23 protein-coding genes are annotated in these 24,852 nt (G+C 61.6%); 12 read left to right on the top strand and 11 right to left on the bottom strand.

Features of this window, described 5'->3' with window-relative positions:
• Positions 1-88 precede the first annotated feature (88 nt).
• Both NDI54_RS15525 and NDI54_RS15520 read right to left on the bottom strand, forming a co-directional pair.
• Positions 89-1,558 (bottom strand): MATE family efflux transporter, encoded by a 1,470-nt coding sequence (locus NDI54_RS15525; protein WP_310897349.1) that lies wholly within the window; start codon positions 1,556-1,558, stop codon positions 89-91.
• Entirely contained in the window at positions 1,558-2,157 is a 600-nt protein-coding gene (locus tag NDI54_RS15520; RefSeq protein ID WP_310897348.1) for a TetR/AcrR family transcriptional regulator, read from the bottom strand. The genes NDI54_RS15525 and NDI54_RS15520 overlap by 1 nt, the downstream gene beginning before the upstream one ends.
• A gap of 177 nt (positions 2,158-2,334) precedes the next feature.
• On the opposite strand from NDI54_RS15520, the gene NDI54_RS15515 reads away from it, so the two are divergent.
• A complete protein-coding gene (locus NDI54_RS15515; RefSeq protein ID WP_310897347.1) occupies positions 2,335-2,925 on the top strand; it encodes a TetR/AcrR family transcriptional regulator in 591 nt (196 codons plus the stop codon).
• 296 nt (positions 2,926-3,221) lie between these two features.
• Positions 3,222-4,712, top strand: a complete 1,491-nt coding sequence (locus NDI54_RS15510; protein ID WP_310897346.1) for an aldehyde dehydrogenase family protein — start codon at positions 3,222-3,224, stop codon at positions 4,710-4,712.
• A gap of 63 nt (positions 4,713-4,775) precedes the next feature.
• On the opposite strand, the gene NDI54_RS15505 is transcribed toward NDI54_RS15510, so the two are convergent.
• Both NDI54_RS15505 and NDI54_RS15500 read right to left on the bottom strand, forming a co-directional pair.
• Positions 4,776-5,168 carry a DUF5684 domain-containing protein gene (locus NDI54_RS15505; RefSeq protein ID WP_310897345.1) on the bottom strand — a complete coding sequence of 131 codons (393 nt, stop codon included), beginning with the start codon at positions 5,166-5,168 and terminating at the stop codon, positions 4,776-4,778.
• 169 nt (positions 5,169-5,337) lie between these two features.
• Positions 5,338-5,616, bottom strand: a complete 279-nt coding sequence (locus NDI54_RS15500; protein WP_310897344.1) for a PRC-barrel domain-containing protein — start codon at positions 5,614-5,616, stop codon at positions 5,338-5,340.
• A gap of 362 nt (positions 5,617-5,978) precedes the next feature.
• Here NDI54_RS15500 and NDI54_RS15495 point away from each other — a divergent pair, with 362 nt between their 5' ends.
• Positions 5,979-7,334 carry a DUF7827 domain-containing protein gene (locus tag NDI54_RS15495; protein WP_310897343.1) on the top strand — a complete coding sequence of 452 codons (1,356 nt, stop codon included), beginning with the start codon at positions 5,979-5,981 and terminating at the stop codon, positions 7,332-7,334.
• A gap of 97 nt (positions 7,335-7,431) precedes the next feature.
• Here NDI54_RS15495 and NDI54_RS15490 read toward each other — a convergent pair whose 3' ends face one another.
• Both NDI54_RS15490 and NDI54_RS15485 read right to left on the bottom strand, forming a co-directional pair.
• Positions 7,432-8,043, bottom strand: a complete 612-nt coding sequence (locus NDI54_RS15490) for an ArsR/SmtB family transcription factor (protein ID WP_310897342.1) — start codon at positions 8,041-8,043, stop codon at positions 7,432-7,434.
• Between the two features lie 64 nt (positions 8,044-8,107).
• Positions 8,108-9,409, bottom strand: a complete 1,302-nt coding sequence (locus tag NDI54_RS15485) for a S8 family serine peptidase (protein ID WP_310897341.1) — start codon at positions 9,407-9,409, stop codon at positions 8,108-8,110.
• Positions 9,410-9,916: 507 nt separating this feature from the next.
• Here NDI54_RS15485 and NDI54_RS15480 point away from each other — a divergent pair.
• Complete coding sequence (locus NDI54_RS15480; RefSeq protein ID WP_310897457.1) at positions 9,917-11,074, top strand: glutathione-independent formaldehyde dehydrogenase; 1,158 nt, start codon at positions 9,917-9,919, stop codon at positions 11,072-11,074.
• 69 nt (positions 11,075-11,143) lie between these two features.
• Positions 11,144-11,305, top strand: a complete 162-nt coding sequence (locus tag NDI54_RS15475; protein WP_310897340.1) for a hypothetical protein — start codon at positions 11,144-11,146, stop codon at positions 11,303-11,305.
• Positions 11,306-11,321: 16 nt separating this feature from the next.
• Here the strand turns inward: NDI54_RS15475 and NDI54_RS15470 are convergent, their stop codons facing one another.
• The gene (locus NDI54_RS15470; protein ID WP_310897339.1) at positions 11,322-12,455 is read right to left on the bottom strand and encodes a CobW family GTP-binding protein; all 1,134 of its coding nucleotides are present in this window, start codon (positions 12,453-12,455) and stop codon (positions 11,322-11,324) included.
• Positions 12,456-12,588: 133 nt separating this feature from the next.
• Here NDI54_RS15470 and NDI54_RS15465 point away from each other — a divergent pair, with 133 nt between their 5' ends.
• Positions 12,589-13,329 (top strand): creatininase family protein, encoded by a 741-nt coding sequence (locus tag NDI54_RS15465; RefSeq protein ID WP_310897338.1) that lies wholly within the window; start codon positions 12,589-12,591, stop codon positions 13,327-13,329.
• 519 nt (positions 13,330-13,848) lie between these two features.
• Here NDI54_RS15465 and NDI54_RS15460 read toward each other — a convergent pair.
• The 3 genes from NDI54_RS15460 to NDI54_RS15450 all read right to left on the bottom strand — a co-directional run bounded on the left by NDI54_RS15460 (position 13,849) and on the right by NDI54_RS15450 (position 17,665).
• Positions 13,849-15,150 carry a dicarboxylate/amino acid:cation symporter gene (locus tag NDI54_RS15460; protein ID WP_310897337.1) on the bottom strand — a complete coding sequence of 434 codons (1,302 nt, stop codon included), beginning with the start codon at positions 15,148-15,150 and terminating at the stop codon, positions 13,849-13,851.
• Between the two features lie 497 nt (positions 15,151-15,647).
• Positions 15,648-16,958: a hypothetical protein gene (locus NDI54_RS15455; RefSeq protein WP_310897336.1), complete on the bottom strand. Its 1,311-nt coding sequence runs from the start codon at positions 16,956-16,958 to the stop codon at positions 15,648-15,650.
• On the bottom strand, positions 16,955-17,665 hold the full coding sequence (locus NDI54_RS15450) for a hypothetical protein (RefSeq protein ID WP_310897335.1): 711 nt from the start codon (positions 17,663-17,665) through the stop codon (positions 16,955-16,957). Before NDI54_RS15450 ends, NDI54_RS15455 begins: the two co-directional genes overlap by 4 nt.
• A gap of 119 nt (positions 17,666-17,784) precedes the next feature.
• Between NDI54_RS15450 and rdfA the strand changes: the two genes are divergently transcribed.
• Positions 17,785-18,381, top strand: a complete 597-nt coding sequence (rdfA, locus tag NDI54_RS15445) for a rod-determining factor RdfA (RefSeq protein ID WP_310897334.1) — start codon at positions 17,785-17,787, stop codon at positions 18,379-18,381.
• A 50-nt stretch (positions 18,382-18,431) separates the two neighbouring features.
• On the opposite strand, the gene NDI54_RS15440 is transcribed toward rdfA, so the two are convergent.
• Positions 18,432-20,390, bottom strand: a complete 1,959-nt coding sequence (locus NDI54_RS15440) for an archaea-specific SMC-related protein (protein ID WP_310897333.1) — start codon at positions 20,388-20,390, stop codon at positions 18,432-18,434.
• 244 nt (positions 20,391-20,634) lie between these two features.
• Here NDI54_RS15440 and NDI54_RS15435 point away from each other — a divergent pair, with 244 nt between their 5' ends.
• From NDI54_RS15435 to NDI54_RS15415, 5 genes are read left to right on the top strand one after another with little or no spacing between them, the layout of a single operon-like run.
• Positions 20,635-21,774, top strand: a complete 1,140-nt coding sequence (locus NDI54_RS15435) for a PTS fructose transporter subunit IIC (protein ID WP_310897332.1) — start codon at positions 20,635-20,637, stop codon at positions 21,772-21,774.
• Between the two features lie 14 nt (positions 21,775-21,788).
• Positions 21,789-22,265 (top strand): PTS sugar transporter subunit IIA, encoded by a 477-nt coding sequence (locus tag NDI54_RS15430; protein ID WP_310897331.1) that lies wholly within the window; start codon positions 21,789-21,791, stop codon positions 22,263-22,265.
• The gene (locus NDI54_RS15425; protein WP_310897330.1) at positions 22,262-22,549 is read left to right on the top strand and encodes an HPr family phosphocarrier protein; all 288 of its coding nucleotides are present in this window, start codon (positions 22,262-22,264) and stop codon (positions 22,547-22,549) included. Before NDI54_RS15430 ends, NDI54_RS15425 begins: the two co-directional genes overlap by 4 nt.
• Entirely contained in the window at positions 22,542-24,227 is a 1,686-nt protein-coding gene (gene ptsP, locus NDI54_RS15420; protein WP_310897329.1) for a phosphoenolpyruvate--protein phosphotransferase, read from the top strand. The genes NDI54_RS15425 and ptsP overlap by 8 nt, the downstream gene beginning before the upstream one ends.
• Positions 24,224-24,658, top strand: coding sequence for a PTS fructose transporter subunit IIB (locus tag NDI54_RS15415; RefSeq protein ID WP_310897328.1), 435 nt, complete (start codon positions 24,224-24,226; stop codon positions 24,656-24,658). Before ptsP ends, NDI54_RS15415 begins: the two co-directional genes overlap by 4 nt.
• Positions 24,659-24,852: the final 194 nt, after the last annotated feature.

The raw sequence follows: 24,852 nt of genomic DNA, 5'->3' as shown, positions 1-24,852 counted from the left end.
GAAGCGCCTTTTTCGCGTCGATACTTGATGTCGTTTGCCGAGTACGTCTTCCGCCAGTATGGAGTACGGGGGTCGATACCCGGCACTATCAGTCCCCGTCCGCCGGCATCTCGACTCCCGTCTCGTCGAGGTCGATCTGGGTTTCGGTGAGGTCGCTGTCTCGCCACGTCCCCCGCCGATACCACCCGTAGGCGATGATCGCCCCGGCCACGTTCGAGACCGCGAACGACAGCCAGATGCCGGATTCACCCAGCGGGCCAGCGGCGAACCATGCAATCGGGAAACGAATGACCCCGAGCATCAACACGGAGATTGCCGCGGCGGTCAGCGTCTTCCCGGCCCCGCGTAAGCTCCCGGTGTAGGCCCGCATGATGCCGATGAACCCGAACGACAGCGCGACGTAGCGCAGGAATTGCGTCGTTATTTCGACGACTTCGGGGTCGGTCGTGAACAGGTCGGCGATGGGGGCGGCGGTGAACCAGACGAGGACGCCCGCCACGGTGAGCACGCCGAACAGTACCTTGGCCGCGAGGCCGGCTGCCTTTGCGGCCCGCTCCGGTTTGTCCGCCCCAATGTTCTGGCCGGTCATCGTCTCGACGCCGCGGGCAACTGCGATGGCCGGCAGGAAGACGACCGAGAACACGCGCGTCCCGATACCGTAGGCAGCGACCACCGTGTCCGGGAACATCGCGACGATGACCAACAGCAGGTTCATCGACAGTGCGCGACCCGTCCCCTCGATGGATGCGGGTAGACCGATGCGAACGAGGCGGCGGAGATACGAGAGGTCCGGGGCCATATCGCGGAGGTGAATCTGGACACCACGGGTCCCCCGGAACATGATCGCCAGCCCGACGACCAGTGCCAGCGCCCGCGAGAACACGGTTGCGATGGCGGCCCCCTCGATCCCGAGTTCGGGGAACGCGACCGTCCCGACGAGCGGCGCGTTCTCGACGACCGTCCAGCCGAATATCAGGAACGGGTCGATGATGATGTTGAGGACCACCGAGCCGAACATCACGAGCATCGGCGTTATCGTGTCGCCGTACCCTCGCATGAGCGCGACGAAGACGAAGAAGCCGAACATGAACAGCAGGCCAAGCGAAATGACCTCCATATAGCTGGTCGCCATCGGAAGCACGTCTTCGGAGGCCCCCATCAGGCTGAGGAACGTATCGACGCCGAGATAGCCCGCGATGCCGAGGACGAACGAGACGATCACGGCGAAGGTGACCGTCTGTGAGGCGGCGTACTCGGCTTCGCGCTCCTCGCCAGCGCCGGTGAACTGGGCGACGAGCACGCTGCCGGCGACGGATATCCCCATCCCCAGCGAGATCAGCAGAAACACCATCGGGAAGGCGAAGCTGATCGCCGCCAGGGCGTCCGTGCTGTACTGACCGAGCCAGAACGTGTCCGCGAGGTTGTATGCAGTTTGAAAGAGGTTCGTGATGACGATCGGCATCGAGAGGAAGAACAGCGGCTTGGCGATGCCACCCGACGTGAGGTCGAACTCCTCGGGGCCTTTGAACAGGGCATCGACACGACTTCGCAGTCCCATCAGTGGGTCGCCTCCGATGGCACGTCTGCCAAGAGATGAGTCTCGGCGTACCGGGTTATCCTCTCGTTGAACCGGGCCGTTGACCGATCAGTGACGACGTGCCGGGTATGGGCACCAGTAATGGCCGTCACGAGGAACTCCGCAGCGACGGCCGGATCGACAGCATCGTTGAACTCACCGGTTTCGACGCCGCTGGCGATGATCTCCCGGATCCGCTCGAAGAGCACGGTATCGAACTCGGCGAGTCGGGCCTGGAACCCGTCGTTGTACGGTGCCTGTGCCTTTACTTCGAGCATCGCCGTTCTGAACTTCTGGCCGGGGGTCGCTCTCTCGTCAGTGAGGACCGTGTCAAACAGCGCTTCAAGTTCCTCCCGGGATGTACTGCCTGCAACCGACGATAGCTCCGCAGTGAATTGGTCATACAAGAAATCGAGGAACTCCGCGAAGAGGTTCTCCTTGCTGTCGTAGTAGTAGTGAATGGACGCTTTACTCCGGTCTGCCTCGGTAGCGATGTCTTTGAGCGTGAGCGAGGCGTACCCGTGCTGGCAGAGGGCGCGGTACGTCGCCTCGAGGATTTCAGTAGCTGTATCGTCATCCATGGCGGCTGTGACTAAACTTACTAACCGGTTAGTCAAAAACGCTTTGACTCCCGATATGGGTAGTATATACGGTAGAAAGGGGCTATAAGATACGATATCTGCTAACTGTATCGTATTCTTTTCGGGGATAGTCCGCAGGTCACAACGGTTATCCAATCATGGGGCAATCAGTACACAATGGCTGGACCATCGGAACGGACTTTCTCTGCGGAGACTCAGGAGATCATGGAGGCGACGTATCGGGCGCTCCGTGAGTACGGCTACGCTGACCTCACGATCAAGCGGATCGCGGCGGAGTACGGCAAATCGACAGCCGCGGTCCACTACTACTACGATACGAAAGACGACCTCCTCGCGGCTTTTCTCGATTACCTCCTGGAACAGTTCGTCGATTCGATACACGATGTCGAGACGACGAATCCGGAGGAGCGGCTCGAGCTCTTGCTCGATGAACTCCTCGTCAAACCACAGGAAAACCCCGATCTCTCGGTCGCCCTGCTAGAGATGCGGAGTCAGGCCCCCTACAAGGAGACGTTCAGTGAGCGATTCCGAGAAAACGACGAGTACATCCGGTACATGCTCAAGGCCGTCATCAACCACGGAATCGACGAGGGGGTGTTCAACGATGTCGACGCCGACCACGTAACCCGTTCGCTGCTGACGATCATCGACGGCGCCCGGACCCGTGCTGTGATGTTAGACGATACTGACGAACTCGAAACGGCTCGACAGACCGCGAGTGAATACGCTGAGGCGATGTTACGGTAGCCTCTGCAGGCGAGAGCGCGCCCAGCTGGGTCCGATTGAAGGGGTTCCGCACCGTCCGTTAACATATAAATACTTGCTCGATTGGGCGACCACATTGAGATGCTTTTGCGCGGCCCGAAATACCCTCCGAGCATTCTACTCCGTGCGACTGACGGGCAGATACCTTCCGGCGGAAATTAGAACACTGTCAAACGGATTTTCGGGTCCCGACCACGGCCGTATTAACACCCAGTAACCGGTGTTTTTGACCACATTTCGGCCCCTTTTCCCCGTTCTACCATTTGGTAAAAATACAGATGTCGAACGACCTGTCGATAGACGCCGACTGGAGTAAACAGTACATCAACGGCGACTGGGTGTCCGCTGACGGCGGGCAAACCATCCCCGTCGAGGACCCCTCGACCCGCGAAGTCGTCGCGGCAGTCCCCGCTGCGACCGAGAGCGACGTGGACGCCGCCTACGAGGCCGCGAGCGAGGCACAGGACGAGTGGGGAGCGGTCCCGCCGGCCCAGCGCGCGGCGGTCATCCAGCAGTTCCTGCGGGCGCTCCAGGACCACGATGATGCCGTCGCCGACCTGCTGGCACACGAGGTCGCCGGCTCAGCGATCATGGGCGAAACGTCTATCCAGATCGCCTCCGACCACGCGGGCGAGGCGGCGACGCTCCCCCGCCGGATGAAAGGCGAACACGCCGAGTCGAACATTCCGGGCAAGGAGAACACCGTCGAGCGCGGGCCGAAGGGGGTCGTGACGGTTATCTCCCCGTGGAACTTCCCGCTGAACCTGAGCGCGCGGGCGGTCCTCCCCGCCATCGCCGCCGGAAACAGTGTCGTTCTCAAACCCTCGACGAACTCGCCGATCACCGGCGGGCTGCTGTTCGCGAAGCTCTTCGAGGAAACCGACCTGCCCTCGGGCGTGCTGAACGTCGTGACCGGCCGCGGCTCGGAGATCGGCGACCGCGTCGCCAGCCACCCCGAGAGCGACGTGGTCTCCTTTACTGGCTCGACGGCGGTCGGACAGCACGTCGCCGGCCTCGCGGGGGAGAATCTCGCCGTGCCCGCGATGGAACTCGGCGGAAACAACCCGTTCGTCGTCACGAGCGACGCCGATATCGACCGCGCGGTCGACGCGGCCACGTTCGGTTCGTTCGTCCACCAGGGGCAGGTGTGCATCTCCATCAATCGCCACATCGTCCACGAGGACATCTACGACGAGTACGTCCGGAAGCTGACCGAGCGCGCGGGTTCGCTCACGGTCGGTAGCGCGCATGACCCCGAGACCGAAGTCGGCCCCATCATCGACGAATCCCAGCGGGACGAGATGCTCGATTACGTCCACCAGACCATCGACGCCGGGGCCACGCTCGAAACGGGGGGCGAGACGGCAGCTATCGACGGTGTCGAGGACTCGCTCGTGGTGAAGCCGACGGTGCTCTCGGGCGTGACCAACGACATGACGGCCGCCGCCAACGAGCATTTCGGCCCGATCGCGCCGGTCATCCCCTTCACGGACGTTGACGAGGCCGTCGAAATCGCCAACGACACCGAGTACGGGCTCTCCGGGGCCGTCCACGCCGGTGATCTCTCGGTCGCCAGGGACATCGCCGGCCGGATGGAGACCGGCAACGTCCACATCAACGACCAGCCGATCAACGACGAAGCCCACGTGCCCTTCAGCGGCATCGGGGCCTCCGGTGTGGGCGAGTACAACAGCGACGCCTTCCTCCGGGAGATCACCGAGACGAAGTGGATTTCCGTCCAGCACGAACCCCGCGACTACCCGCTCTGATCACGCTCCACGAACGAACCTGACAGCAACGCGGATTCCGCCGCGAGATCGGGACGGCGGATTTTAGGCGAGTCCGCTGGACCGGCGGTACTGGTAATCACCAAAGCCCAGCAACGGGAAAAAGAGGATTCTCAGGAACGCGAGGCCCAATCCGAAGCCGATGCCTCGCCCGAAGGCTCTGGCGACGCCGGCGTGAATCTTGTACCACGCGTAAATGTTCAGAATTGGCACGAGGAGTAGCACTAACCACCACCACGGGTTCTCACCGATCTTGAGCATGATGTAGAGGTCGTATATCGGAATGATTGCCTTCCAGCCCGCGTAATCGGCCTTCTCGAACACCATCCACATCCCAGCAATCTGGATAGCGGCAATCAATAGTTGGAACAGGACGAGTACGATGCTACCGGCATCGCTGCTCTGGAGGGGGGCAGCTAACACCTCAAGCGGGACCATATCGGCACTGACTCGTGGGCCATCAAAAAAATGACGAATACATATCACGACGTTGCTGACGATTGCTTGTTCTCATCTGTGCAACGACCGAACGGAACGAGTTGTACGCTCGAAATGATCGGTGGACTCCTCGAGTCGCTGGCACACGGAACCCGAATCGAGATGCTAGCTACAGGTCGACAGCATCACGGCTTGACGCATCGAGTTCCGAGGGTGGGTGGACAGTCAGATGATCCCGAACCGACTCGATGAGTACCGCCGGTAACCGAATGCAGCCGTCGGCATCCTGTTCGACATTGAATATCTCCGGCTGGTCGCTGTCGACGACGACCGTCTCAAGTTCACCCGTCGCCGTGTCGAGCATTATGTTGCTCAATGTGCCGATCTCCCGGCCATCGGTACTCGTTACTTGGATGTTGGAGAGTTCGTATGCGAGGACCGTTCGCATACTAGTCATGTATCTCAAAACTAGTATAAAAATACTGCCCCACTCTCAGTTTACTGCGCCCTGTTTCACTAATTGTATGAATCTCTGACTTCTGACGCAGCAAACTACGGGTATGTCGCCGTCGAACGCCGGGAGCAAAACCACACGTGGGACAACACTGCCATCGACCCTGCCGAGACGGCTACCCAAGTCGATTGGTAGCCAGCGTTCAACGTGGTTTTAAGCTACCGCAGGCGGTTTTTCACACCCACTGTAACTACAAGTCGTATGCCAGCGAATTGCCCTCCGCTTGCGATACGGTACTGTTGGCAGCTACAGGTAAAGTTACGACCACGTAGGCCCGCATCACGGGCGGTGATCCCATGAGCCTCCGCTCGATGGCGCTTGCCGCCGTACTCATCGCCGCCGCGGCGACAGGTCCGGGGCTGGCCGCCGCAGAACAGCAGGCCACGGTCTCAGAGGACAGCTTCCCGCTGTATCCATATTCCCAACAAGTTATCACTGGAGAGACGACGCTGGAACCCGGAACTGAGATGACTGTCAGACTTGTGTCTGAAGACGCGTCGTCCCCCTTCCTGTACCAAAGACAGGTCAGCGTGCAACCCGATGGGACATTCGTCGCCCAGTTCGACCTGGCGAAGGTGTCAGCGAACACGTCCTACAGACTGTCTGCTCATGTCGACGGTGACACGCTGTTTGAACGGACTGGAACCGTCGCTCAGTGCGACAGCAACTGTACCGACCCGGTGCCGGATATCCAGACTCCGACAGAGACTGACGACGACGAGAACGTCGTCACGGTCTCTCAGGGAGAGACCGCCGAGATTCCGATCTCGATGACTGACGGCGGGAACAAAACGCTCTCCGTCGGCAGCGAGGCGGTCAATTACCGGATCAACGCGACTGTCAGTGACGACGATAATGATGGCGAAGTGCTGGTTCTCTTCGACACTGCGGCTGCCGGCACGGACGCGGAGACCCTCAGCGTTGCGGACGATGGTGACTCACTCACCGTTACCGCGCCAGAGCCGGACCTCCAGTCGACGCTCGACCCTGCCCCGTACACCTACCGCGTGTTCGACGGACAGACGCCCGATGGCACGCCGACCGTCGGGACACTCATCATCGAGGCGAACGGAACAGCGGCCGAGCAGTTTGAGGTCGAGGAGTCGGCCGAATTCGGGTTCGAGGAGTCGATAACCCGGGTGAAACAGGGTGACACCGGTCGGATTCCGATTGTGCTCACGACCGCTGACGCGGCGACGGTGTCTATCGGAAGCCCGGCCTCAAACTACGAGATCAATGCGACCGTCCGAGACGGAAACGGTGATTCCCGCGTCGTGCTCCTGTTTGACACCACGGCGGCTGGACACGACGAACCGACGCTCGAAACTGCGGCGGATGCCGATGCCGTTGCGGTCGAATCCGGATCGGAAGTCGCCCTCGATTCGCCACTGGCTGCGGGCAACTACGACCTGTCGCTGTTCCGCGGGACCGACGCGGCCGACCAGCCCGACGACATCGGAACGCTCGTCATCACAGACGGCGACACTACCGCGGATGCGTCCGCTGACAGCGTCGACTCGGTTTCCGGTGAGACGCCGGCAACACGCCAGCCACAGAACAGCGGTTTCGGAGTCGGTGCCGGCGCTCTCGCTGTCGGCGGGATACTCGCCGTCGTCGGTGTCGGAATCTGCCTTCGATCCCTGCTGAGCTGAGGCCGCATCGCTTGGCCAGTTGAATTACTTTTGACGCGCTCGCACTCGACGCTTGCCATAGCAGGCGTCGGAGTCTACTGCCGGAGTTTGTTTCGGCTCACTTGCGGGTCAAGAACGCGGCTCCCCCGAGAATAGCGAGACAGAGACAGAAAAACAGCAGGCCCGGCTCGACGACTTCGAACACGAACCTGGCGAGCGCGTCAGTCCCGTGGATCGGACCCGCGTCCGGGCTCGCCGGAGCCAGGACCCCGTTCCCCGGTGTCGAGTCCGCCAGTCGCTCTGCACCCCACTGGACGAACAGGCTGGCGAAGCCGATCAGCCCGAGGCCGGTGACCACGTCGGTCATCGACTGCTGGATGCGCGGTTCCAGGTCGCGGTCGCCGACCAGCACGATGGGATCGCTCGCGGGACCGTACACCGTCATCTCGTTGCCTTTCGAGGAATAGGCCGTTTCCACAGGCTCGATGAGTTCCGCATCTTCGAGATTCGAGACGTGGTAGTGGACGTTCTGGACCGACGTGTCACACCGGTCCGCGATCTCCGACGGCGTTCCGGGCTCGTCGTACAGCGTACGGAACAGCGACCGACTGGTGTCCGACGCGAGGGCGTCGAGCACGTCGTCGGTTTCGTTCTCCGCGACGCCGAGCACCCGCGGAGATTCGTCGGCGGTCCCGGTTCGCTCCTGTATGTTTTCGATGAGACTCGACATAGCGTCACTGTCGGATGTATGATAGGCCAATCTTCAAAGTTCTGTGGCTGGGTTAAAACGAGATTTAACCGTCGGAGCGGTTCCGTGCCGTTCGGACCGCACGGACCGGCTCCACCGTCCCGTGCCCGGTCCCGTTGTCCAGTCCCGGTCTTCCCACGTCGCTGGCAGTCCGTTCGAGCAACCGTTCGGTCTCCCGGGGCGACAGCGACCCGTCTGCCTCCAGCAGCAACGCCGCCGTGCCACCGACGTAGGGGACTGCGGCTGACGAGCCGATGAAGCCGTCGGGTGCGGCAGTGGCGAACTCCCTGTCCGGTGCCACAACGTCGACGCCGGTCCGCCCATCGACTGTCGGACCGCGCGAGCTGAACGGTTCGAGCGTTTCGACGCGGCTGTTGTACGCCCCGACAGTGATGGTTTCGCGCGCCGTCCCTGGGGCGACGATGCTGCTTCGGGTTGTCGTGTGTTGGAGGTCGTGGGTCGGTGACACGAGCCGTAGCCGCGTATCAGTCGGTGCGGCCGGCCCCCGAACAACGAGGTAGTAGTCGCCGGGCCGAACATCGGCGACGATACGCTCGTTTGGCACGTCGTCGCCGGGATACGGCTGTGAGCGGGCCACGAGGCGGGAAACCGTGCCGTTCGTTCGATACAGTTCCACCGTGTAGTCCTCGTCCGCGTGGCCTCGCTCCCAGGAGAGCCAGACCGTTATTTCAGTCCCGCCCCGAACGTAATTCCGCCGGCTCTCGTTCGTAAACGTGACCGTTCGGTTCTCGACAGCATCGGCGGTGTAGCGGCCGGTCCAATGCGATTGTGCGGTGTTGCCGGCCGGAGCGATGAACACTGATCCGGCGTCCGTCGCGCGGGTCGCGCTCCGAGCGACCGGCCCGCTGCCATCGCCCGGCTGCCCGTAGAACGAAACCGGTGCGACGATCACATCGGTATCCGCGCGAACGAGCCAGTCCACGGCCCGTCGATAACTGTTGACGCTGTCGATCCGAGCGAGGTACAGGTCGGCGTCCGGTGCGGTGCGTGTCACGACGGCCGCCGTCGCGGTCCCGTGTGTCTCACCACTATCGTGGGCGGTCCCACCGCCGAAATTCCGCGTTTCGATGACCTGTTCTGTGATCGCCGCTGCGTCCGTGTCGAACCCTGTCGGATCGATGACACCGACCGAGACGTTCGACCCTGTGAGGCCGGCCGCGTGGAGCCGAGCGAACTGGTCGGCTGTTCCGGCTGCCATCGGCGCAGAACCGCTGTCGGCCGTATTCGGGCGGGCCGGTGCCGGAGCCGACACCGCGATCATCGCAATGCTGCCGGTGAGCGAAACGACAGCCACCACGGCAAACAGGCCGACAGTGCGATCACGCACTGTCGACCACCTGCCGCAGAATTGCAGCCGTCTCACGGGCCGACCGTTTGTAACCGAGCAACGTCCGTACAGTGCCTATCATATCAGTACCTGTGAAAATAACGCGTTTCCGGCAAACCGTCAGTGGGCCTTGTTCAAACAGAGATTATTTGTTCCTATCGGTTCAGCGGGGCTTCGTCTGCTGTGACAGTATTCATCGGTGTGCGTACTCAGCCACGGGAAGGTGGAGGGCTTGACCGCTGTGTGGACAGCCGGGGGTGAGACTGAGTCCAATTTGTGGCGAAAGGTGTGGCGCTCGGGGAGGGCGGTGGCAGCCGGGAACCGTCTCAGGCGGTCACCGGCGTTTGCACCGATGGGCGGGGACGCCGTAAAGCTACCAGAGACTAAAAACTAGTTTTAAACTTACTCGGGCCGAGTATCGTAACTCGCTGCTGATACATCACAATCATTGACTAGTTATAAGTGACAGCTATCCTAGCATGCATATGGTTGTATTAACCAATGTCAATGAACGCTGTAGTGTATAAAGGGCCGAAGGACGTAGCCGTCGAGGAGGTAGACGAACCGGAGATCGAACACCCGAACGACGTACTGATCGATATCACGACGACGTGTATCTGCGGGTCCGACCTCCACATGTACGAGGGGCGGACAGCAGCCGAACCCGGTATCGTGTTCGGACACGAAAACATGGGGATCGTGACCGAGGTCGGTGACGCCGTCTCGTCACTGGAGGAGGGCGACCGCGTCGTCGCCCCGTTCAACGTCGCCTGTGGCTTCTGTGAGAACTGCGAGAGCGGGTACACGGGCTTCTGTACGAACGTCAATCCTGGCTTCGCCGGTGGGGCCTACGGCTATGTCGCCATGGGGCCGTACAAGGGCGGTCAGGCCGAGAAACTCCGCATCCCCTACGCGGATTTCAACGCGCTCAAACTTCCTGAGGGCGACGAGCACGAGGATGCGTTCTCGCTGCTCGCGGACATCTTCCCGACAGGCTGGCACGGGACAGAACTCGCCAACCTCGAACCGGGCGACTCCGTCGCCATCTACGGAGCCGGTCCGGTCGGGCTGATGGCAGCCTACAGCGCGAAAATCAAGGGTGCGGCCGAAATTTACACCGTTGACCGTGTTCCGAGCCGGCTCGATCTGGCCGAGGAACACTGTGACGCGACGCCGATCAACTTCGAGGACGGCGACCCGGTCGAACAGATCAAAGAGCAACACGGCGGCGGTGTCGACAAGGGCGTCGATGCTGTCGGCTATCAGGCCATCGACCCGGACAAACAGGGCGACGGCGCGTACGACCCGGCGCGAGAGAACCCGGCCGTCGTCATCAACAACCTGATCCGGACGGTGAAACCGACCGGTGAACTCGGGATTCCGGGGCTCTACGTCCCCGAGGACCCGGGTGCCCCTGACGACATGGCCGCGCAGGGCCGCCTCGGCATCGACTTCGGGCTGCTCTTCGAGAAGGGCCAAGCCCTCGGTACCGGCCAGTGTAACGTCAAGTCCTACAACCGGGAACTCCGTGACCTGATCATCGAAGGTCGCGCCGACCCCAGTTGGGTGGTGTCCCACCGCGTCGGCCTCGAGGAGGCCCCCGAGATGTACGAGGCCTTCGACAACCGGGAAGAAGGCGTTACGAAGGTGCTGCTGGAGCCCTGAGAGCGACCTCACTGAGATACCCTATTTTTTGGCGATAGCTATACGTTCTACTGTCGAGTATACCCGGCTATGTGCCAGTACTGTAGCTATCGGTTCCACGACGGCTGGACGCAGTTACTGTCCTATGACGATGTCTACCAGACTGCGATGGGTGACGAGTCCGAGTCGACGTACGGGTTCCACGAGTCGTGGGACGAACTCCGCGAGGAGGTCGGCTACGGCGCGACCTGATCGCCACTGCTGCAGGTCAGCGGTCCCGCGGAAACGGGTCGTTCTCGAACGTCTGGCTTCGCTCGTCGTCCGTGGCCAGACAGCCATCGAGTTCGGCGACGATGGCGTCTTCGTCCATCTCCTGTCCGATGAAGACAAGGCGGGTGGAGGGCTCGTCGTCGCCCCACTCGCCGATGGGGCCGGCCTGTACTGCCGGGCCGGCCTGACTCACGCCAAGCACTGTCTCGGGCCTGCTGGCAACCCACGCAAACCCCTTGGCGCGGACGATAGCGCCGTCCCAGTCGTCGAGCCAGTCGTCGAACCGGCCGGGGTGAAACGGCATGTCTCGCCGGTAAATAAACGACTCCACGCCGTGGGCCGCTGCGGCCGATGTCTCGCCGTCGTGGTCATGGTCGTGGCTACCGTGGTCGTCGCCCGCTTCTGCTCCGGCTAAGGCCTGTTTCCACCCTTGCTGTCGTCGGGCGGCCTCGAAATCGAACCGCCCGGTCCCGAGTACGTCGCCAGGGTCGACTTCGCTGTAGGTCGTTCGATGGATGGTCGCCCGGGGCTGGAGCCGTCTGACCGAGGCCTCCACAGAGTCGAGGGCATCGTCGGGGACCATATCACACTTGTTCAGCAGAAGGACATCGCAGAACTCGATCTGATCGACCAGTACCTCGGTGAGCGGCCGCTCTGGATCGGGCGCAGCGTCCGGGAGAGACTCCTCGGGATCGAACGCTTTCCAGAACCCATACGCGTCGACGACCGAGACCGTCGTATCCAGATGGAACCCTTCGGGCGGGTCGCCTCCGTCCGGACCGACTGTCAACGTCCGGGCGATGGGGATCGGTTCGCTGATTCCGGAGGCTTCGACGACGAGGTAATCGAACGTCCGTTCCTCGGCGAGTCGGGTTACCTCGGTGACGAGGTCGTCCTGAAGCCGACAACAGATACACCCGTTCGAGAGGTCTACGACGCCTTCTTCTCCCGAATCCGCCTCCTCCGAGATGAGTTCGGCGTCGACGTTTATCTCCCCCATGTCGTTGACGACGACAGCGATTCGCCGATCTCCGGGATCGCTCAACAATCGGTTGACCAGCGTTGTCTTCCCTGCACCGAGTGGCCCGCTGATGACCGTCATCGGAATCGACTCCGCGCCATCTGTTACCATTCTATCACAAGGCACGTATTGCCGAATATTAAAAGCGCGTCCGGCTGCCGACTGGGTACGCTTGCCGACAACTCGCCTGTGGAACCCGATGAGAAAATGGGGCTTTATTTCGGCCACGTACAGAAATTGCAATATGGAGCTACAAACGGAGACCTGGACCGATATGGCGGATGTCGAGACGAACTTGGCGCTTCTTCCCGTGGGGAGTACGGAGCAACACGGGCCACATGCACCGCTCGGGACGGACACCCTCGACGCCGAGGCGGTCGCCGAACACGGTGCCGACCGGTACGACGATCCCGTCGTTGTCGCACCGGCGGTCCCAGTTGGCGTCGCCGAGGAGCATCGAGCGTTCACCGGGACGCTGTGGACCTCCGAATCGACGTTCCGGTCCTACGTCCGGGACATCGTTCAGAGTCTCGCCAGCCACGGGTGGGATCACGTGGTGCTGGTCAACGGCCACGGCGGAAACATCGACGCGTTGCGTGAAGTGGCTGGCACGATAACCCGACACGACGACGCCTTCGCGGTCCCGTTTACGTGGTTCAATGCGGTCAGCGACCACGGTTCTGACATGGGACACGGTGGGCCACTGGAAACGTCGTTGCTCCAGCACACGAATCCCGAGACAGTCCACGAGGACCGATTAGACGAGGCAGCAGCCGGTGGCAGCGACGGCTGGGGGGAGTGGCAAAGCGGTGTCAATCTCGCGTTCGATTCGGATGAGTTCACGGAAAACGGCGTCGTCGGCGACCCGCGTGGAGGGAGCGCTGAACGCGGGGAAGAACTGCTGGAACTGGCGACAGAGTCGCTTGTGGACCTGCTCGACGCTATCGAAGACCGCACAACCGGACCGCCTATCGAAGGTAACTGACGCTAAACTGACAGTATCTGGTTCTAAAATCAGCTATTTCTATTTCTTTGACCGCTATATTATATCAAAGCTATAATATAATACTATAAATTGTGATATAGTGTTATTATCGAGATATTTCCCATCTAAAATTCGAGAAATATAGCGATATCTTGGATACTTTGGTCCCAGATGTATCAGATTAGTTGTCGTCTGCGCCTCGCTTCGGGATCTATTTCGGACCGGCGTCCGGGGTCCGAAGCACTGTTTCGTCTGTCTCCGGCCGGCCGTAGTGCTGTGCCGGCGCAGGGCACGAACCCCATCGTCCGCTCTGGCATTTACAATAATAACTGTCCCAGTATTCCCACCGACAACCTGCGTGTGGTTTTCCCAGGTGGTATCGCTGGCGTTCGGGTATCACAGCCATATATGATTATAGGTTGTCATATTGTCACCACAGCCCCACTCAAAGACAAAGCCTCACTTCGATAGACGGCGGTGTTGTGGCCGGCGTCGCCTGTGCGGATGTAGCCGACCTCCTTAGTCGTCTCCTGGAACAACGTCACCGGCTCCGGGAGTGTTCCGCGACCAGACACCTCCGTTGAGGTCGAGCCCGTCGTTCCACTTCCCGACGACGGTCGAGACGGCGAGGTCGCCGGTGACGTTGTTCATCGTTGCGATCCGCCCGAGGATGGGATCGACGCCGGCAACGAAGCCAACCACTTCCAGCGGGAGCCCCACCTGCGTGAGAATCACGGTGAGCATGACGATCCCGGCCCCCGGAACGCCTGCGGTACCGATACTGATGAGGACGGCCACGATCAACACGAAGACCTGTTCGGTGAACACGAGGGGCTGGCCGACGACGTTCGCAGCGAACATGACGGTGATCGCCTGGCGGATCGCGGCCCCGTCCATGTTCGCCGTTGCACCGACCGGGAGCGTGAACGAATACACCCGCTCGGCGATCTGCAGGTCCTCGTCCGCGTTGCGCATCGTGACGGGGAGAGTCCCGCTGGACGAGCGAGTGGCGAACGCGGTCACCATCGCATCCTTCGCGCCGCTGAGGAACGCAATCGGCGACACGTCGACGACAACTCCCATCAAGAGAATGAGATAGGTAACGACAATGTGGATCCCGATTGCGACAGTGACCGCCAGCACGAGTTCGCCCAGCGACGAGAACAGCCCGATGCCTTCGGTCCCGATTCCCGACGCCATCAGCGCGAATACGCCGAGGACTCCGAATTCGAGGACGCCACGAACGATGACGAACATCGCCTCAGCGCCGACTTCGAAGGCCGCAAACACTGAATCGACGGTCTCAGCGAGCGCTTCCTGCTGGGAGCGGACGTAGGTGAGCGCGATTCCGAACACGATGACGAAAAAGACCGTCGCCAGCAGGTTCCCCTCCGCCAGCGCCGCGACGGGATTGTTCGGGACGATCCCGAGCACGACCTCCAGTAACGACGGCGGGGCCTGCGATTGCGCTTCACCGCCGTCGAACTCGAGCCCTCGGCCCGGCTGGAGCACGTTCGCAACTGCGAGGCCGATAATCCCCGCGATGGTGGTCGTCAGGGCGTACAGACCGACTGTGGCGCCACCGATCTTTCCGAGCTTCGCCGGGGAGAGCTGCCGAATCCCGGTAAGCAGCGTGAAGACGATGATCGGGATGACCAGCATGTTGAGCAGGCGAAGGAAGAGATCGCCCACCGGTCTGACCACTGCCATCTGGTCGCCGAACGCGATCCCGGCACCTGCTCCCAGGAGGAAGGCGACGAAGATGCGCCAGATCAGCGGGACGGATCGATAGCGGTGCCACAGCTTGCGCACGAGATTCATATTACACGGTAGCGGGTGGGTTCGTTTAAACCCGCTACCCCCGCCAGTATGTGCACGCGGCTACGATAGCCTCATCCTTTAAAAAGCTCTGTTTACCTACAAGATTATTGCCAGGTGGGACTAAATATGTCTGATTTCCTGAAGAAGTAACGATATATTTGACGGAATACGATTTCTTTCAGAAGTCAGAACTCATTGTTTATCCTCTCTATCGGGTATTATTGCCGAATCTGCCTGACTGATACTCCGGCCTTGCCCCCGTTCTGCCAGCAGACAGTCGTCGGCGCTCTCAGTCTACCGTCGCATAAATAACAATAGTACCAACATTAGTCGCACAGAACCTTTCAGGGCCGGTGAACAGTGGGGACGGATTCAATACGGGGCAGTGCGGCGCTCGCTCGAACGTACTTTAAGACAAGACAGTGCCACCGTTGCTATGATTGCTGTCAGCCACAGCGGCCCGCCAGGAAGTCGCTGTCCGCGAGACGAGGGGCAGGTCAATCCGGTTGCAGCGTCGAAACGGTTTGTTCTGCCGCTGCCGGTGCTGCGCGGGCGAGTGCTGTCGCATGCCAGTATCCCGCGATGCTGCTGTCGAGATTTGCGGCCGGAATCTCTCCCCGGTGACGGGTGAGCTCACGGTCGGCGGCCATGACCTGGTAGCCGGCGTCGACGAGAACGGTTCGGACCAGCTCCGGATGCGGACTCGATTCGAGCGTCCCCGTGAGTGCATCGTAGGCAGTCTGTCGGCTGTTACGAACCGATCTTGCGTCCGCTGGACGAATGAGTTCCCCCGCTTTTCGGCGCTCTTGGATGCGATCCAGCGCTCGGAACCGGGCGAGTCGGTTGTGCGCATCGACAACGGCACTCGCCGGCCCGATAGCGTCTGAAATTCGGCTGACACCATCTTCGGCCTCCCGACGAAGGTCCGCAAAAACAATCCGCGCCGGCGTCCGGTCGTCGGCAGTCGATTCCGGCGGCAGCTTCGCCTGCCTGTCGCGGACATCCGCGAGTAGCGTCTCCGCGGCGTCGGTCAACACCGGTGCGACTGTCCCGGCGTCGGCTGGAAGCGATGCTGCGAACTGCGATTGGATGTGCTGGGCGTCGCTGAGATGCGCCTGTGCGGACTCGGCCGTCTCACCCCATTCGGCGACTGACAGCAGCTCCGACTCTTCTCTGGGCGTGACCTCCGTCTCACCGGCCCGTTCCAATTCCGCCTCGATACGGGCGTGGACCAGTGCCGCGCGAACCGGGTCCGAACCGAGGTATTCGTGTTCCTTCCGTGCTGACCGGGCAGCCGACACTGTCCGGGCGTGTTCATCTCGAAGTTCCGCAGCCGAAAGTCCGCGGTCGACGACGCCCCATCCCGCAGCGGCATACCGGGCACGTTCGCGTGCCCTTCGCAGCGACCGGAGCGCCACTAGTCCGGTTCGGGCCGTCCGTGCATTGTCGAGGCCGCCCGATGCATCGCTGGCGGCGTCTGTCAGGCGCTGGCGAATGTGACCGTTCGGAATCTCGTCGGCTCCCAGGGGTGTCGGAAGTGTCGCCAGCAGCGAGCGAACCCGTTCCCGTGTGGTATCGAAGTGACTCGCTGCGATATCAACCGGGACTGTCGGGGGTACCGGAGGTTCTCGCTCGTCTTCGTTCTCAATATCGGGCAGATTGTAGGTATCGATGGTTGCCTCATCAGAGCTACCCAGGCTGTCCAGGCCACTACAGCCGGCGATGGCACCGGTCCCGGCTACCGCGAGCACGCCACGCCGGGTCATCCGAACGCCGCTGTTTCCGGTTTCGGACTGCTTGTCCGTCACTCTCCCTCACCGCCTGTTTCAGGCACCGCTGTGTCTGTCTTCGTCTGATTCTCTTCGGCCGACGCCGACATGCTCCCACCCTCGCTGTCGGCGCGGGCGACTCTACTATCACAGGCGCTCCCACTAATGGAGGAGGAGTAGCTGGAGATCTCATCGGCGTTGATCGGCTCGGGAATACGGATGAACCACACGGCATACACGGTGTTCCCGTCCGTACAGAGGTCGGTGTAGGGACGGGTCACCCGGCCGTAGTCGGTCGAGATCTGATCCGTCGTCCAGCTGATCTGACAGAGCGTCAGTCGAAAACACTCTTCGACCAGCACACGCTGGAGATAGACTGTTTCCGTTTCGAAATCGGTCTCGTTCAGGAACGCATCGATTGGCGACCGGTCCACGTCATCGGTGACCGTGATCCGATCAGCTTTCGACGCCGAGTCGATGACTTCAGACTCCAGGCGATCCGAGTAGTGGCTTTCGGTCGGACGGCCGTCGTCTTCGACCCAGACTGGCTGCCGGTCGGTGTCAGCGCGTGTGACGATCGCAGCCGGATCGGTTTCCGTGCCAGTCACCGGAGCGGTCGAGCCGTCGTCTCCGGCTGCGGTGCGCGTCGATTCGGTGCTACTTTCGAAGAGCCCACTACAGCCGGCTATTGTTGTGGCTAGCCCGCAAGCGCCGTAGAGGAGGGCACGTCGTGTGGAGGGGACCATCGTGCAATGACACGCTTCCAATGTCAGGCATAAAATCTTCGTGGTTGATCTGAGCAGTATCGGCGTCCTGCCGATACCCCAGCACAACGGCTAAAGCATTTCAACACGTTCTGGCGGTAATGAGGTCCGAGCAGTCGAAAGTCGCACAGTTAATCGAAACGTACGAACTGGAATCGATGGGTGCGGAACTGGAACAGGCCTGGCTCGGAGAAAACCGGGAACGACAGAGCCTCCGTGACCTCGCCGACCGGTTCAACCGGGCGCTGCTCGTCGCTGCAATCCGTGACGCGGGGATGGACGTGATCGATGGCGAACCGGCGAACTTCTATCGGCTGTTGACGGCTGAGGACGTGAGCGCGGGCAAACGAATCGAAGCCCGAAACCGACTCGAACGAGCCGGTATCGATGTCGACGGGCTCGAACAGGAGTTCGTCACGTATCAGGCGATTCGCTACTACCTGCGGGAGGTTCGCGGTGTGCGCTACGAGTCTGAACCCGACACCGAACAGGTCGAGCGGGAACAGGACACTATCGACCGACTGCGCAGTCGCGTCGAGACAGTCGTCCGAGATACGGTTGATCGACTGAACTCCGGTGACAAACTCACGGTCGGCGAGTACCGTGTGTTCGTGAGCATCGATATTCGCTGTCAGGACTGTGGGACCCGCTACAGTATCAGCGATCTCCTCAGCCGCGGCGGCTGCAACTGCCAGTAAGCGAGAGGGTGTATCTGACAGTTGGAGGGTGAAGAACACACACTGATCGGTCAGATGTCGGTAATTCGGTTGTAGCTGTCAGGAAGCGTCTGCGCGTCCTCGGGGAGCAACGCGACGACGAGATAGGTGGGGTACTCCGCAAAGTACTCAATGAGTGAGGCGATCCGCTCCGAGTCAATCGCTTCGAGTGAGTCAAGCAGCATGAACGGCACTTCGTCGTACACGTCGTGGACGAGGTAGCCGGCGAGGGCAAACACCAGTCCGGTCACTTCGCGTTCGCTCTCGCTCAGATGGGTGACCGTGTCCTCGTACACGGTTCCGCCCTCGGTGCTCCTGACGACGTGGAGGGTGAACGTCGACCCTGTGATCCCGCCGTCGTCGTCACGGGCCTGACCGTCAGGCGTGTCTGTCCGCTCGAGCCAGATCCGTTCGATGTTGCCATAGCCGAGAATCTCGAGGAGATCGTCCATCTTCTCGTTGAACTGGTCGGTCGCTTCGGCTTCGAGCCGGTCGATACGCGACCGGAGCTCTATCAGCTCGTCGACCACCTCCTCCCGCTGGGATGCCAGTTCGTCGTCTCGGCGGATCTCGGACTCGAGATCGGTGATCTCCTCAGTTATTTCGTCCCGCTCCGATTCGAGCCGGTCCAGTTGCAGTTCTAGCTCGTTCGCTTCAGTATGGAGGTCGAGCACTTCGTCGAACTCCGCAGTCCGGAGTTCAGACACCCGCGCTTCCAGCTCTTCGACCCGGGCAGAGAGGTTGTCCCGTCGCTCACGAAGGTCGATGACAGACGACTGTCGGCGCTCGATCTCGGCGTCGACTTCGTCGATCGTTTCCGTGAGTTCCTGCTTTCGCGTGACCGTCTCCTGAATATCCTCCCGCTGGTCTGTCAACTCCGTGAGCTCGTCCTCGATGTCGTCGATCTCCGAAATCGTCTCCTGGAGGTGGTCACGCATGCTCTGGAGTGTCGATTCGATGCGCTCCGCCTTTACCCGCGAGCCACAGGTCCAGCAGGTCGTTTTGGAGCCCTGATAGAGCTGGTCGGTGATGTCGCCGACGCTTTCGGGCTTTGCGTCGACGGCCTCAGTTATCTCCCGGTGTTCTCCGGACAGCAGTTCTTCGTTGAAGCCGATGACGTTCTCCAGTCGCGTCGTGTACTCCGTCCGTTCTCGCTTCCGCTCGCGGAGGCGCTCGATATCCGATTCGAGTGTTCTGAGTCGTTCGCTGGGCGATTCCGGGAGACCAGACCGTTCGACTGCGAGGCTCCCGCGCTCGTCACGTAGCGCTGTGATGCTTTCCTGTTCCGACTGGATGTCGTTGCGGACGCGTTTGAGTTCGGCCCGAGTGGCCTGGAGTTCGTCGAGGGCGGTTTCAAGCTCGTCCCGGTTTGCCTGTGTCGTCTCGATATCGATATTCCGGTCGTCGATGCGCTGTTCGACCTCCTGCAGATCAGCTCGTATCTCAGTTATCTCTTCGCGGAGGTCCGCTCGCTGACGTTCGAGGTCGGGGAGCTCTCGCTTGAGCGATGCGATGCGGTCGAGTTCCGTGTCGATCTCCTGTTTGCGCTGTTCGGCCGTCCGTATCTGGCGCTGGATCGACGCCACGTCGACCGGCCGCATGATTAGCTCCCGGAGGTCGTCACCCCGTTCGACGGCCCGCCGGGCTTCGTTGTCTTCGAGCAGGAACGCGAACAGATCCGCAACTGTTGGGTCAGCGAGGAGTCCGGGACCCGACCCGACGACACCGTCACCTGTTCTCGTCATCGTTCGTGTGTACGTTTCGCCATCCAGCGAGAGTTTGACCCGGCCCTGGTCGGCGTCACCCTTGACACTCGCCCACTCACTCCCGTGTGCTGCCATCACCGCCTGGAGAAACGATGTCCGATTGGTCGCGTTTCGGCCCCGAAGCACAGTCACCCCTGGCGGGATATCGACTGTCGTTTCGTCGATCCCCCCGATCTTCTCGACGGCGAACGTGGCCGCCTCCCCGGGTACCGATAGAGAACCCATAACCGGATATGAGCGAGTCACGGGGATAAATACTGTGGCGCGTGCGGCCTCGTCCAATCGGAGCAGCACTACATTAGCTATCGGTAACTAACAAACCTATGTCTGTTATTTCAGGGAACGCACGGAGCTAGTTCCGTGCAAAAACAATCGGCCAAATCCATATACCACTCAATATCGATAAATAACATGCTCAAACGTGTATCTTTATATAAATCCATGAGCGTAGCTGACACTGTCGTTGACCATGGCAGATCAAAACCGAGCCGAGAGCATGCTTCGCTCTCACGTGACCTCCGTCAAGGAGGACCTGATGACGGGCGTATCGTTCATGATCCCCTTCGTGACTATCGGCGGGATTTTCCTCGCCGTCGCGTACGCGGTCGGGGACACGCAGACGGTGTTCGACAACACCGGGTCGGCAGGCTGGTTCCTCGCACAGATCGGCACCGCTGGGCTAACGATCATGGTGCCTATCCTCGGCGGGTACATCGCGTACGCCATCGCTGACCGTCCGGGACTCGCTCCGGGATTCCTGCTGGCGTACATCCTGCAGCAGGGCACCGTCGTCGCCGAAGCGGCGACGGTGATCGGCATCTCCGGCGGCCAGGCTGGTGCCGGCTACCTCGGCGCAATCGTAGCTGGGCTGCTTGCGGGGTACGTCGCGCGCTTCTTCAAGGGGCTGGACGTGCCGGAGTTCATCCAGCCGATGATGCCGGTGTTGCTCATCCCCGTCGCGACGATGGCCGTCTTGACCCCCATCATGCTGTTCGTGCTGGGCGTCCCAGTCGCACTCGCTAACGAGGGGCTGACCTCGTTCCTGCAGTCGATGCAGGGCGGTCAGGCTATCGTCGTCGGCCTCATCCTCGGTGGGATGATGGCCTTCGACATGGGCGGTCCGGTCAACAAGGTCGCCTACGTGTTCGCGACCGGGCTGATCACGGAGGAGATCTACGCACCCATGGCCGCGGTGATGATCGGCGGTATGATCCCGCCAATCGGCCTCGCACTCTCGAACTTCATCGCCCCGCACAAGTACGCCGCCGAGATGTACGAGAACGGGAAAAGCGGCGTCGTACTCGGCCTGTCGTTCATCACCGAGGGTGCGATTCCGTACGCGGCCGCGGACCCGCTCCGTGTGATTCCAGCTATCGTCGCCGGTAGCGCCGTCGGCGGTGCGACCTCGATGGCCCTCGGCGTCACGATGCCCGCACCCCACGGCGGTATCTTCGTCGTCCCGCTGTCGAATCAGCCGCTTGGATTCCTGGGCAGCATCCTGCTCGGTTCCCTTGTGACAGCTGTCATCGCGACGGTCATCAAGCCGGACTTCGAAGACCGCGTCGACACTGGCGCAGAGACGAGCGGCGCGCAACCGACCAACGACTAACCACAGTTACACCAATGACAGACGCAATCTCTGAGGACGATATCGACGAACTGATCCCGGCGAACCACATCTCGCTGTCTGAACCACCCGCCGAGAAGGAAGCCTGTATCGAGTATTTGCTGGACCTGCTGGTCGAGGGCGACAGGGTTGAGGACCGCGAGCAAGCACTCGACGCACTGCTGGAACGCGAATCCGAGACCACGACGGGCGTCGGGATGGGCATCGGCATCCCGCACGCGAAGACCGACGCCGTGAGCCGCCCGTCGCTCGCGTTCGTCCGTTCCGAAGCGGGCGTCGACTTCGGTTCGATGGACGGCGAGCCGGCGACGCTCATCTTCATGATTCTCGTCCCGGAAGCCGGTGGCGAGGAGCATCTCAACATCCTCAGTTCCCTCTCACGGGCACTGATGCACGACGACGTTCGAGACCGACTCCATGAGGCCGAGGACGAAGCGACTGTTCAGAACGTGCTTCGGGAGGCCATCGCATGACGGTCGAGCGCACGGTGACGATTGTTCCGGAGGCGGGCCTGCACGCCCGGCCGGCCTCAGCGTTCGTCCAGGCCGTCAACGACCACGACGCCGAGGTCTCGGCCGGGCATCCGGACGAAGAACTGGTCCAGGCGGCGAGTATGATCGCCGTGACCAGCCTGGGTGTCGGACAGGGCGACGACATCAAGCTGGTCGCCGACGGTCCGGACGCAGAGGCAGTGCTTGATGAACTGGAGCGAATACTAACGACCCCGGAGGAGGAACTAGACACTGACGATGGCTGAACGCACGCTCCACGGTACCGGCGCAACGCCACGCTCCGGTGTCGGCTCTGTCGTCTGGTACGGCCGAGACATCACGCTTCCGGACCCAGATGACGTGGCAGTCGATTCCGAGACGGAGACCCAGCGGTTTGCCGACGCCGTCGACACCGCCCGTGCCGAACTGGAGTCCGAGCGCGAGGCGACTGCCGAACGCGTCGGGGAAGACGAGGCCGCGGTGTTCGATGCACACATCCAGTTCCTCGAAGACCCGACCATCGAGGACGCCGTCGAGACGATGATCGGAGAGGGTCTTCCCGCACCGAACGCCGTCGACGCCGCCTTCGGCGAACACATCGAGCAGTTCGAGGGGATGGACGGCCGAATGGCCGAGCGCGCGGACGACCTCCGTGACGTGCGTGACCGACTCCTCCGTCTGCTGACCGACGGTGAGCGTGTTGACCTCAGCGACCTCCCCGAGGGCAGTGTCGTCCTCGCCGAGCGGTTGACACCAAGCGACACGGCGCAACTCGATCCAGAGCGGGTGGCCGGGTTCGCCACGGTCACCGGTGGACGAACATCCCATGCGGCGATCTTCGCCCGCTCGCTGGCCCTGCCGGCTGTCGTCGGCGTCGGCGACGCGCTCGAATCTGTTGAGGGCGGTCAAGCGGTCGTGATCGACGGCGACAATGGAACCCTGCTGGTCGGTCCCGACGAGGCCGAGCGGGCGGCCGCAGCGAGCGACTCGGGAGCAGCCATCGTCGACGAATCCGTTGAGACCACGGACGGACGACACGTCGAGGTGGCGGCGAACGTCGGCCGGCAGGCAGAACTGGAGCCCGCAGCGGACCGGGGAGCCGATGGCGTTGGCCTCTACCGGACGGAGTTCCTCTTTCTCGACCGTGAGGCACCACCCTCGGAAGACGAGCAGTACGAGGCCGTCCGTGAGGCGCTCGATACCTTCCCAGATGGACGCGTCGTCGTCCGGACGCTGGATATCGGCGGTGACAAACGCATCCCCTACCTGGATCTGCCCGAAGAAGAAAACCCTTTCCTCGGGGAGCGCGGCATCCGTCGCTCGCTCGACCCCGATTCGGACCTGTTTGCCACACAGCTCCGTGCACTCCTGCGTGCTGCAGCGGATGGGGCCGGGGACCTCGCCATCATGTTCCCGCTGGTCGCCACAGTCGAGGAACTCGATGCCGCACTTGCGGCGCTGGACGCAGCGGCGGCAGACCTCGAAGGCCGTGAAGATGAGGCTGCTGACCCCGAAGTCGGCGTCATGATAGAGACGCCAAGCGCGGCGTTCATGGCCGAAGAACTCGCCGCACGCGTCGACTTTCTCTCCATCGGAACGAACGACCTCACGCAGTACGTCATGGCCGCTGACCGCGAGAACGAGCGCGTCGGCGACCTACACGACCCGACGCATCCGGGTGTCCTTCGTGCAATCCATCGGACGGTCACAGCGGCGCATGCTGAAGACGCCTGGGTCGGGATGTGCGGTGAGATGGCCGGCGACCCCGACCTGACGGAACTGCTCGTCGGGCTCGGCCTGGATGAACTCAGCATGAGCGCCGTGACGATTCCGGAAGTCAAGACGGCCATCAGCGAAACCGAGTACAGCGCCGCGAGCGAGCGCGCCGACCGCGCCCGACTCGCCGCAACGCGCAGTGACGTTCACACCACACTAGACACATGAAACTCGTCGCAGTCACCTCCTGCCCGACTGGGATCGCACACAGTCAGATGGCAGCCGAGAACCTCGAACAGACAGCCGAAGAACTGGGCCACGACATCAAGGTGGAAGTCCAGGGCGCGATGGGCGCGGAGAACGAACTCTCCGAAGCGGACATCGAGTCCGCCGACGCCGCCATCATCGCCTCGGATACGTCGGTCAGCCAGGACCGGTTCAGCAACATTCCGCTAATCAAGGGCACCGTCAAGGACGCCGTGAACGACGCCGAAGGGATGATCGAAGACGCCATCGAAGCCGCTGACGGTGACGCGTCAGATACCGAAGATGCATCCGGTGGGTCCGATTCCACCGATACCGGGGCTGACCAGCAACGTCGTCGCGGCGGTGACCGCTCAAAGAGCCTCGTCGCTCGACTGAAGCGCCTGTTCAGTTGAGACAGACGATTCTCTAGTAAGATCTATCTCGGCAGCACAATGCGGCCTAATTGATATCCGCTGTCTTATAGCGTCTGTTCGTCGATCCGAACCTGCCAGTGCATACATCAGAGAGGCTAAATCATCCCGATGTTGGTCACGACCTGTCCGACTGTACTGATACTCGATTCCACAGATATCGTACCGCCTCAATG

The sequence above is a fragment of the Haloarcula terrestris genome (assembly GCF_031624315.1).
Lineage (GTDB): Archaea > Halobacteriota > Halobacteria > Halobacteriales > Haloarculaceae > Haloarcula > Haloarcula terrestris.
This window is presented reverse-complemented; position numbering and strand designations above follow the sequence as displayed.

Coding starts and splice junctions, on each gene's coding strand:
- NDI54_RS15525 (WP_310897349.1), bottom strand. CDS start 1,558: ATGGGACTGCGAAGTCGTGTCGATGCCCTGTTCAAAGGCCCCGAGGAG.
- NDI54_RS15520 (WP_310897348.1), bottom strand. CDS start 2,157: ATGGATGACGATACAGCTACTGAAATCCTCGAGGCGACGTACCGCGCC.
- NDI54_RS15515 (WP_310897347.1), top strand. CDS start 2,335: ATGGCTGGACCATCGGAACGGACTTTCTCTGCGGAGACTCAGGAGATC.
- NDI54_RS15510 (WP_310897346.1), top strand. CDS start 3,222: ATGTCGAACGACCTGTCGATAGACGCCGACTGGAGTAAACAGTACATC.
- NDI54_RS15505 (WP_310897345.1), bottom strand. CDS start 5,168: ATGGTCCCGCTTGAGGTGTTAGCTGCCCCCCTCCAGAGCAGCGATGCC.
- NDI54_RS15500 (WP_310897344.1), bottom strand. CDS start 5,616: ATGCGAACGGTCCTCGCATACGAACTCTCCAACATCCAAGTAACGAGT.
- NDI54_RS15495 (WP_310897343.1), top strand. CDS start 5,979: ATGAGCCTCCGCTCGATGGCGCTTGCCGCCGTACTCATCGCCGCCGCG.
- NDI54_RS15490 (WP_310897342.1), bottom strand. CDS start 8,043: ATGTCGAGTCTCATCGAAAACATACAGGAGCGAACCGGGACCGCCGAC.
- NDI54_RS15480 (WP_310897457.1), top strand. CDS start 9,917: ATGAACGCTGTAGTGTATAAAGGGCCGAAGGACGTAGCCGTCGAGGAG.
- NDI54_RS15475 (WP_310897340.1), top strand. CDS start 11,144: ATGTGCCAGTACTGTAGCTATCGGTTCCACGACGGCTGGACGCAGTTA.
- NDI54_RS15470 (WP_310897339.1), bottom strand. CDS start 12,455: ATGGTAACAGATGGCGCGGAGTCGATTCCGATGACGGTCATCAGCGGG.
- NDI54_RS15465 (WP_310897338.1), top strand. CDS start 12,589: ATGGAGCTACAAACGGAGACCTGGACCGATATGGCGGATGTCGAGACG.
- NDI54_RS15460 (WP_310897337.1), bottom strand. CDS start 15,150: ATGAATCTCGTGCGCAAGCTGTGGCACCGCTATCGATCCGTCCCGCTG.
- NDI54_RS15450 (WP_310897335.1), bottom strand. CDS start 17,665: ATGGTCCCCTCCACACGACGTGCCCTCCTCTACGGCGCTTGCGGGCTA.
- rdfA (WP_310897334.1), top strand. CDS start 17,785: ATGAGGTCCGAGCAGTCGAAAGTCGCACAGTTAATCGAAACGTACGAA.
- NDI54_RS15440 (WP_310897333.1), bottom strand. CDS start 20,390: ATGGGTTCTCTATCGGTACCCGGGGAGGCGGCCACGTTCGCCGTCGAG.
- NDI54_RS15435 (WP_310897332.1), top strand. CDS start 20,635: ATGGCAGATCAAAACCGAGCCGAGAGCATGCTTCGCTCTCACGTGACC.
- NDI54_RS15430 (WP_310897331.1), top strand. CDS start 21,789: ATGACAGACGCAATCTCTGAGGACGATATCGACGAACTGATCCCGGCG.
- NDI54_RS15425 (WP_310897330.1), top strand. CDS start 22,262: ATGACGGTCGAGCGCACGGTGACGATTGTTCCGGAGGCGGGCCTGCAC.
- ptsP (WP_310897329.1), top strand. CDS start 22,542: ATGGCTGAACGCACGCTCCACGGTACCGGCGCAACGCCACGCTCCGGT.
- NDI54_RS15415 (WP_310897328.1), top strand. CDS start 24,224: ATGAAACTCGTCGCAGTCACCTCCTGCCCGACTGGGATCGCACACAGT.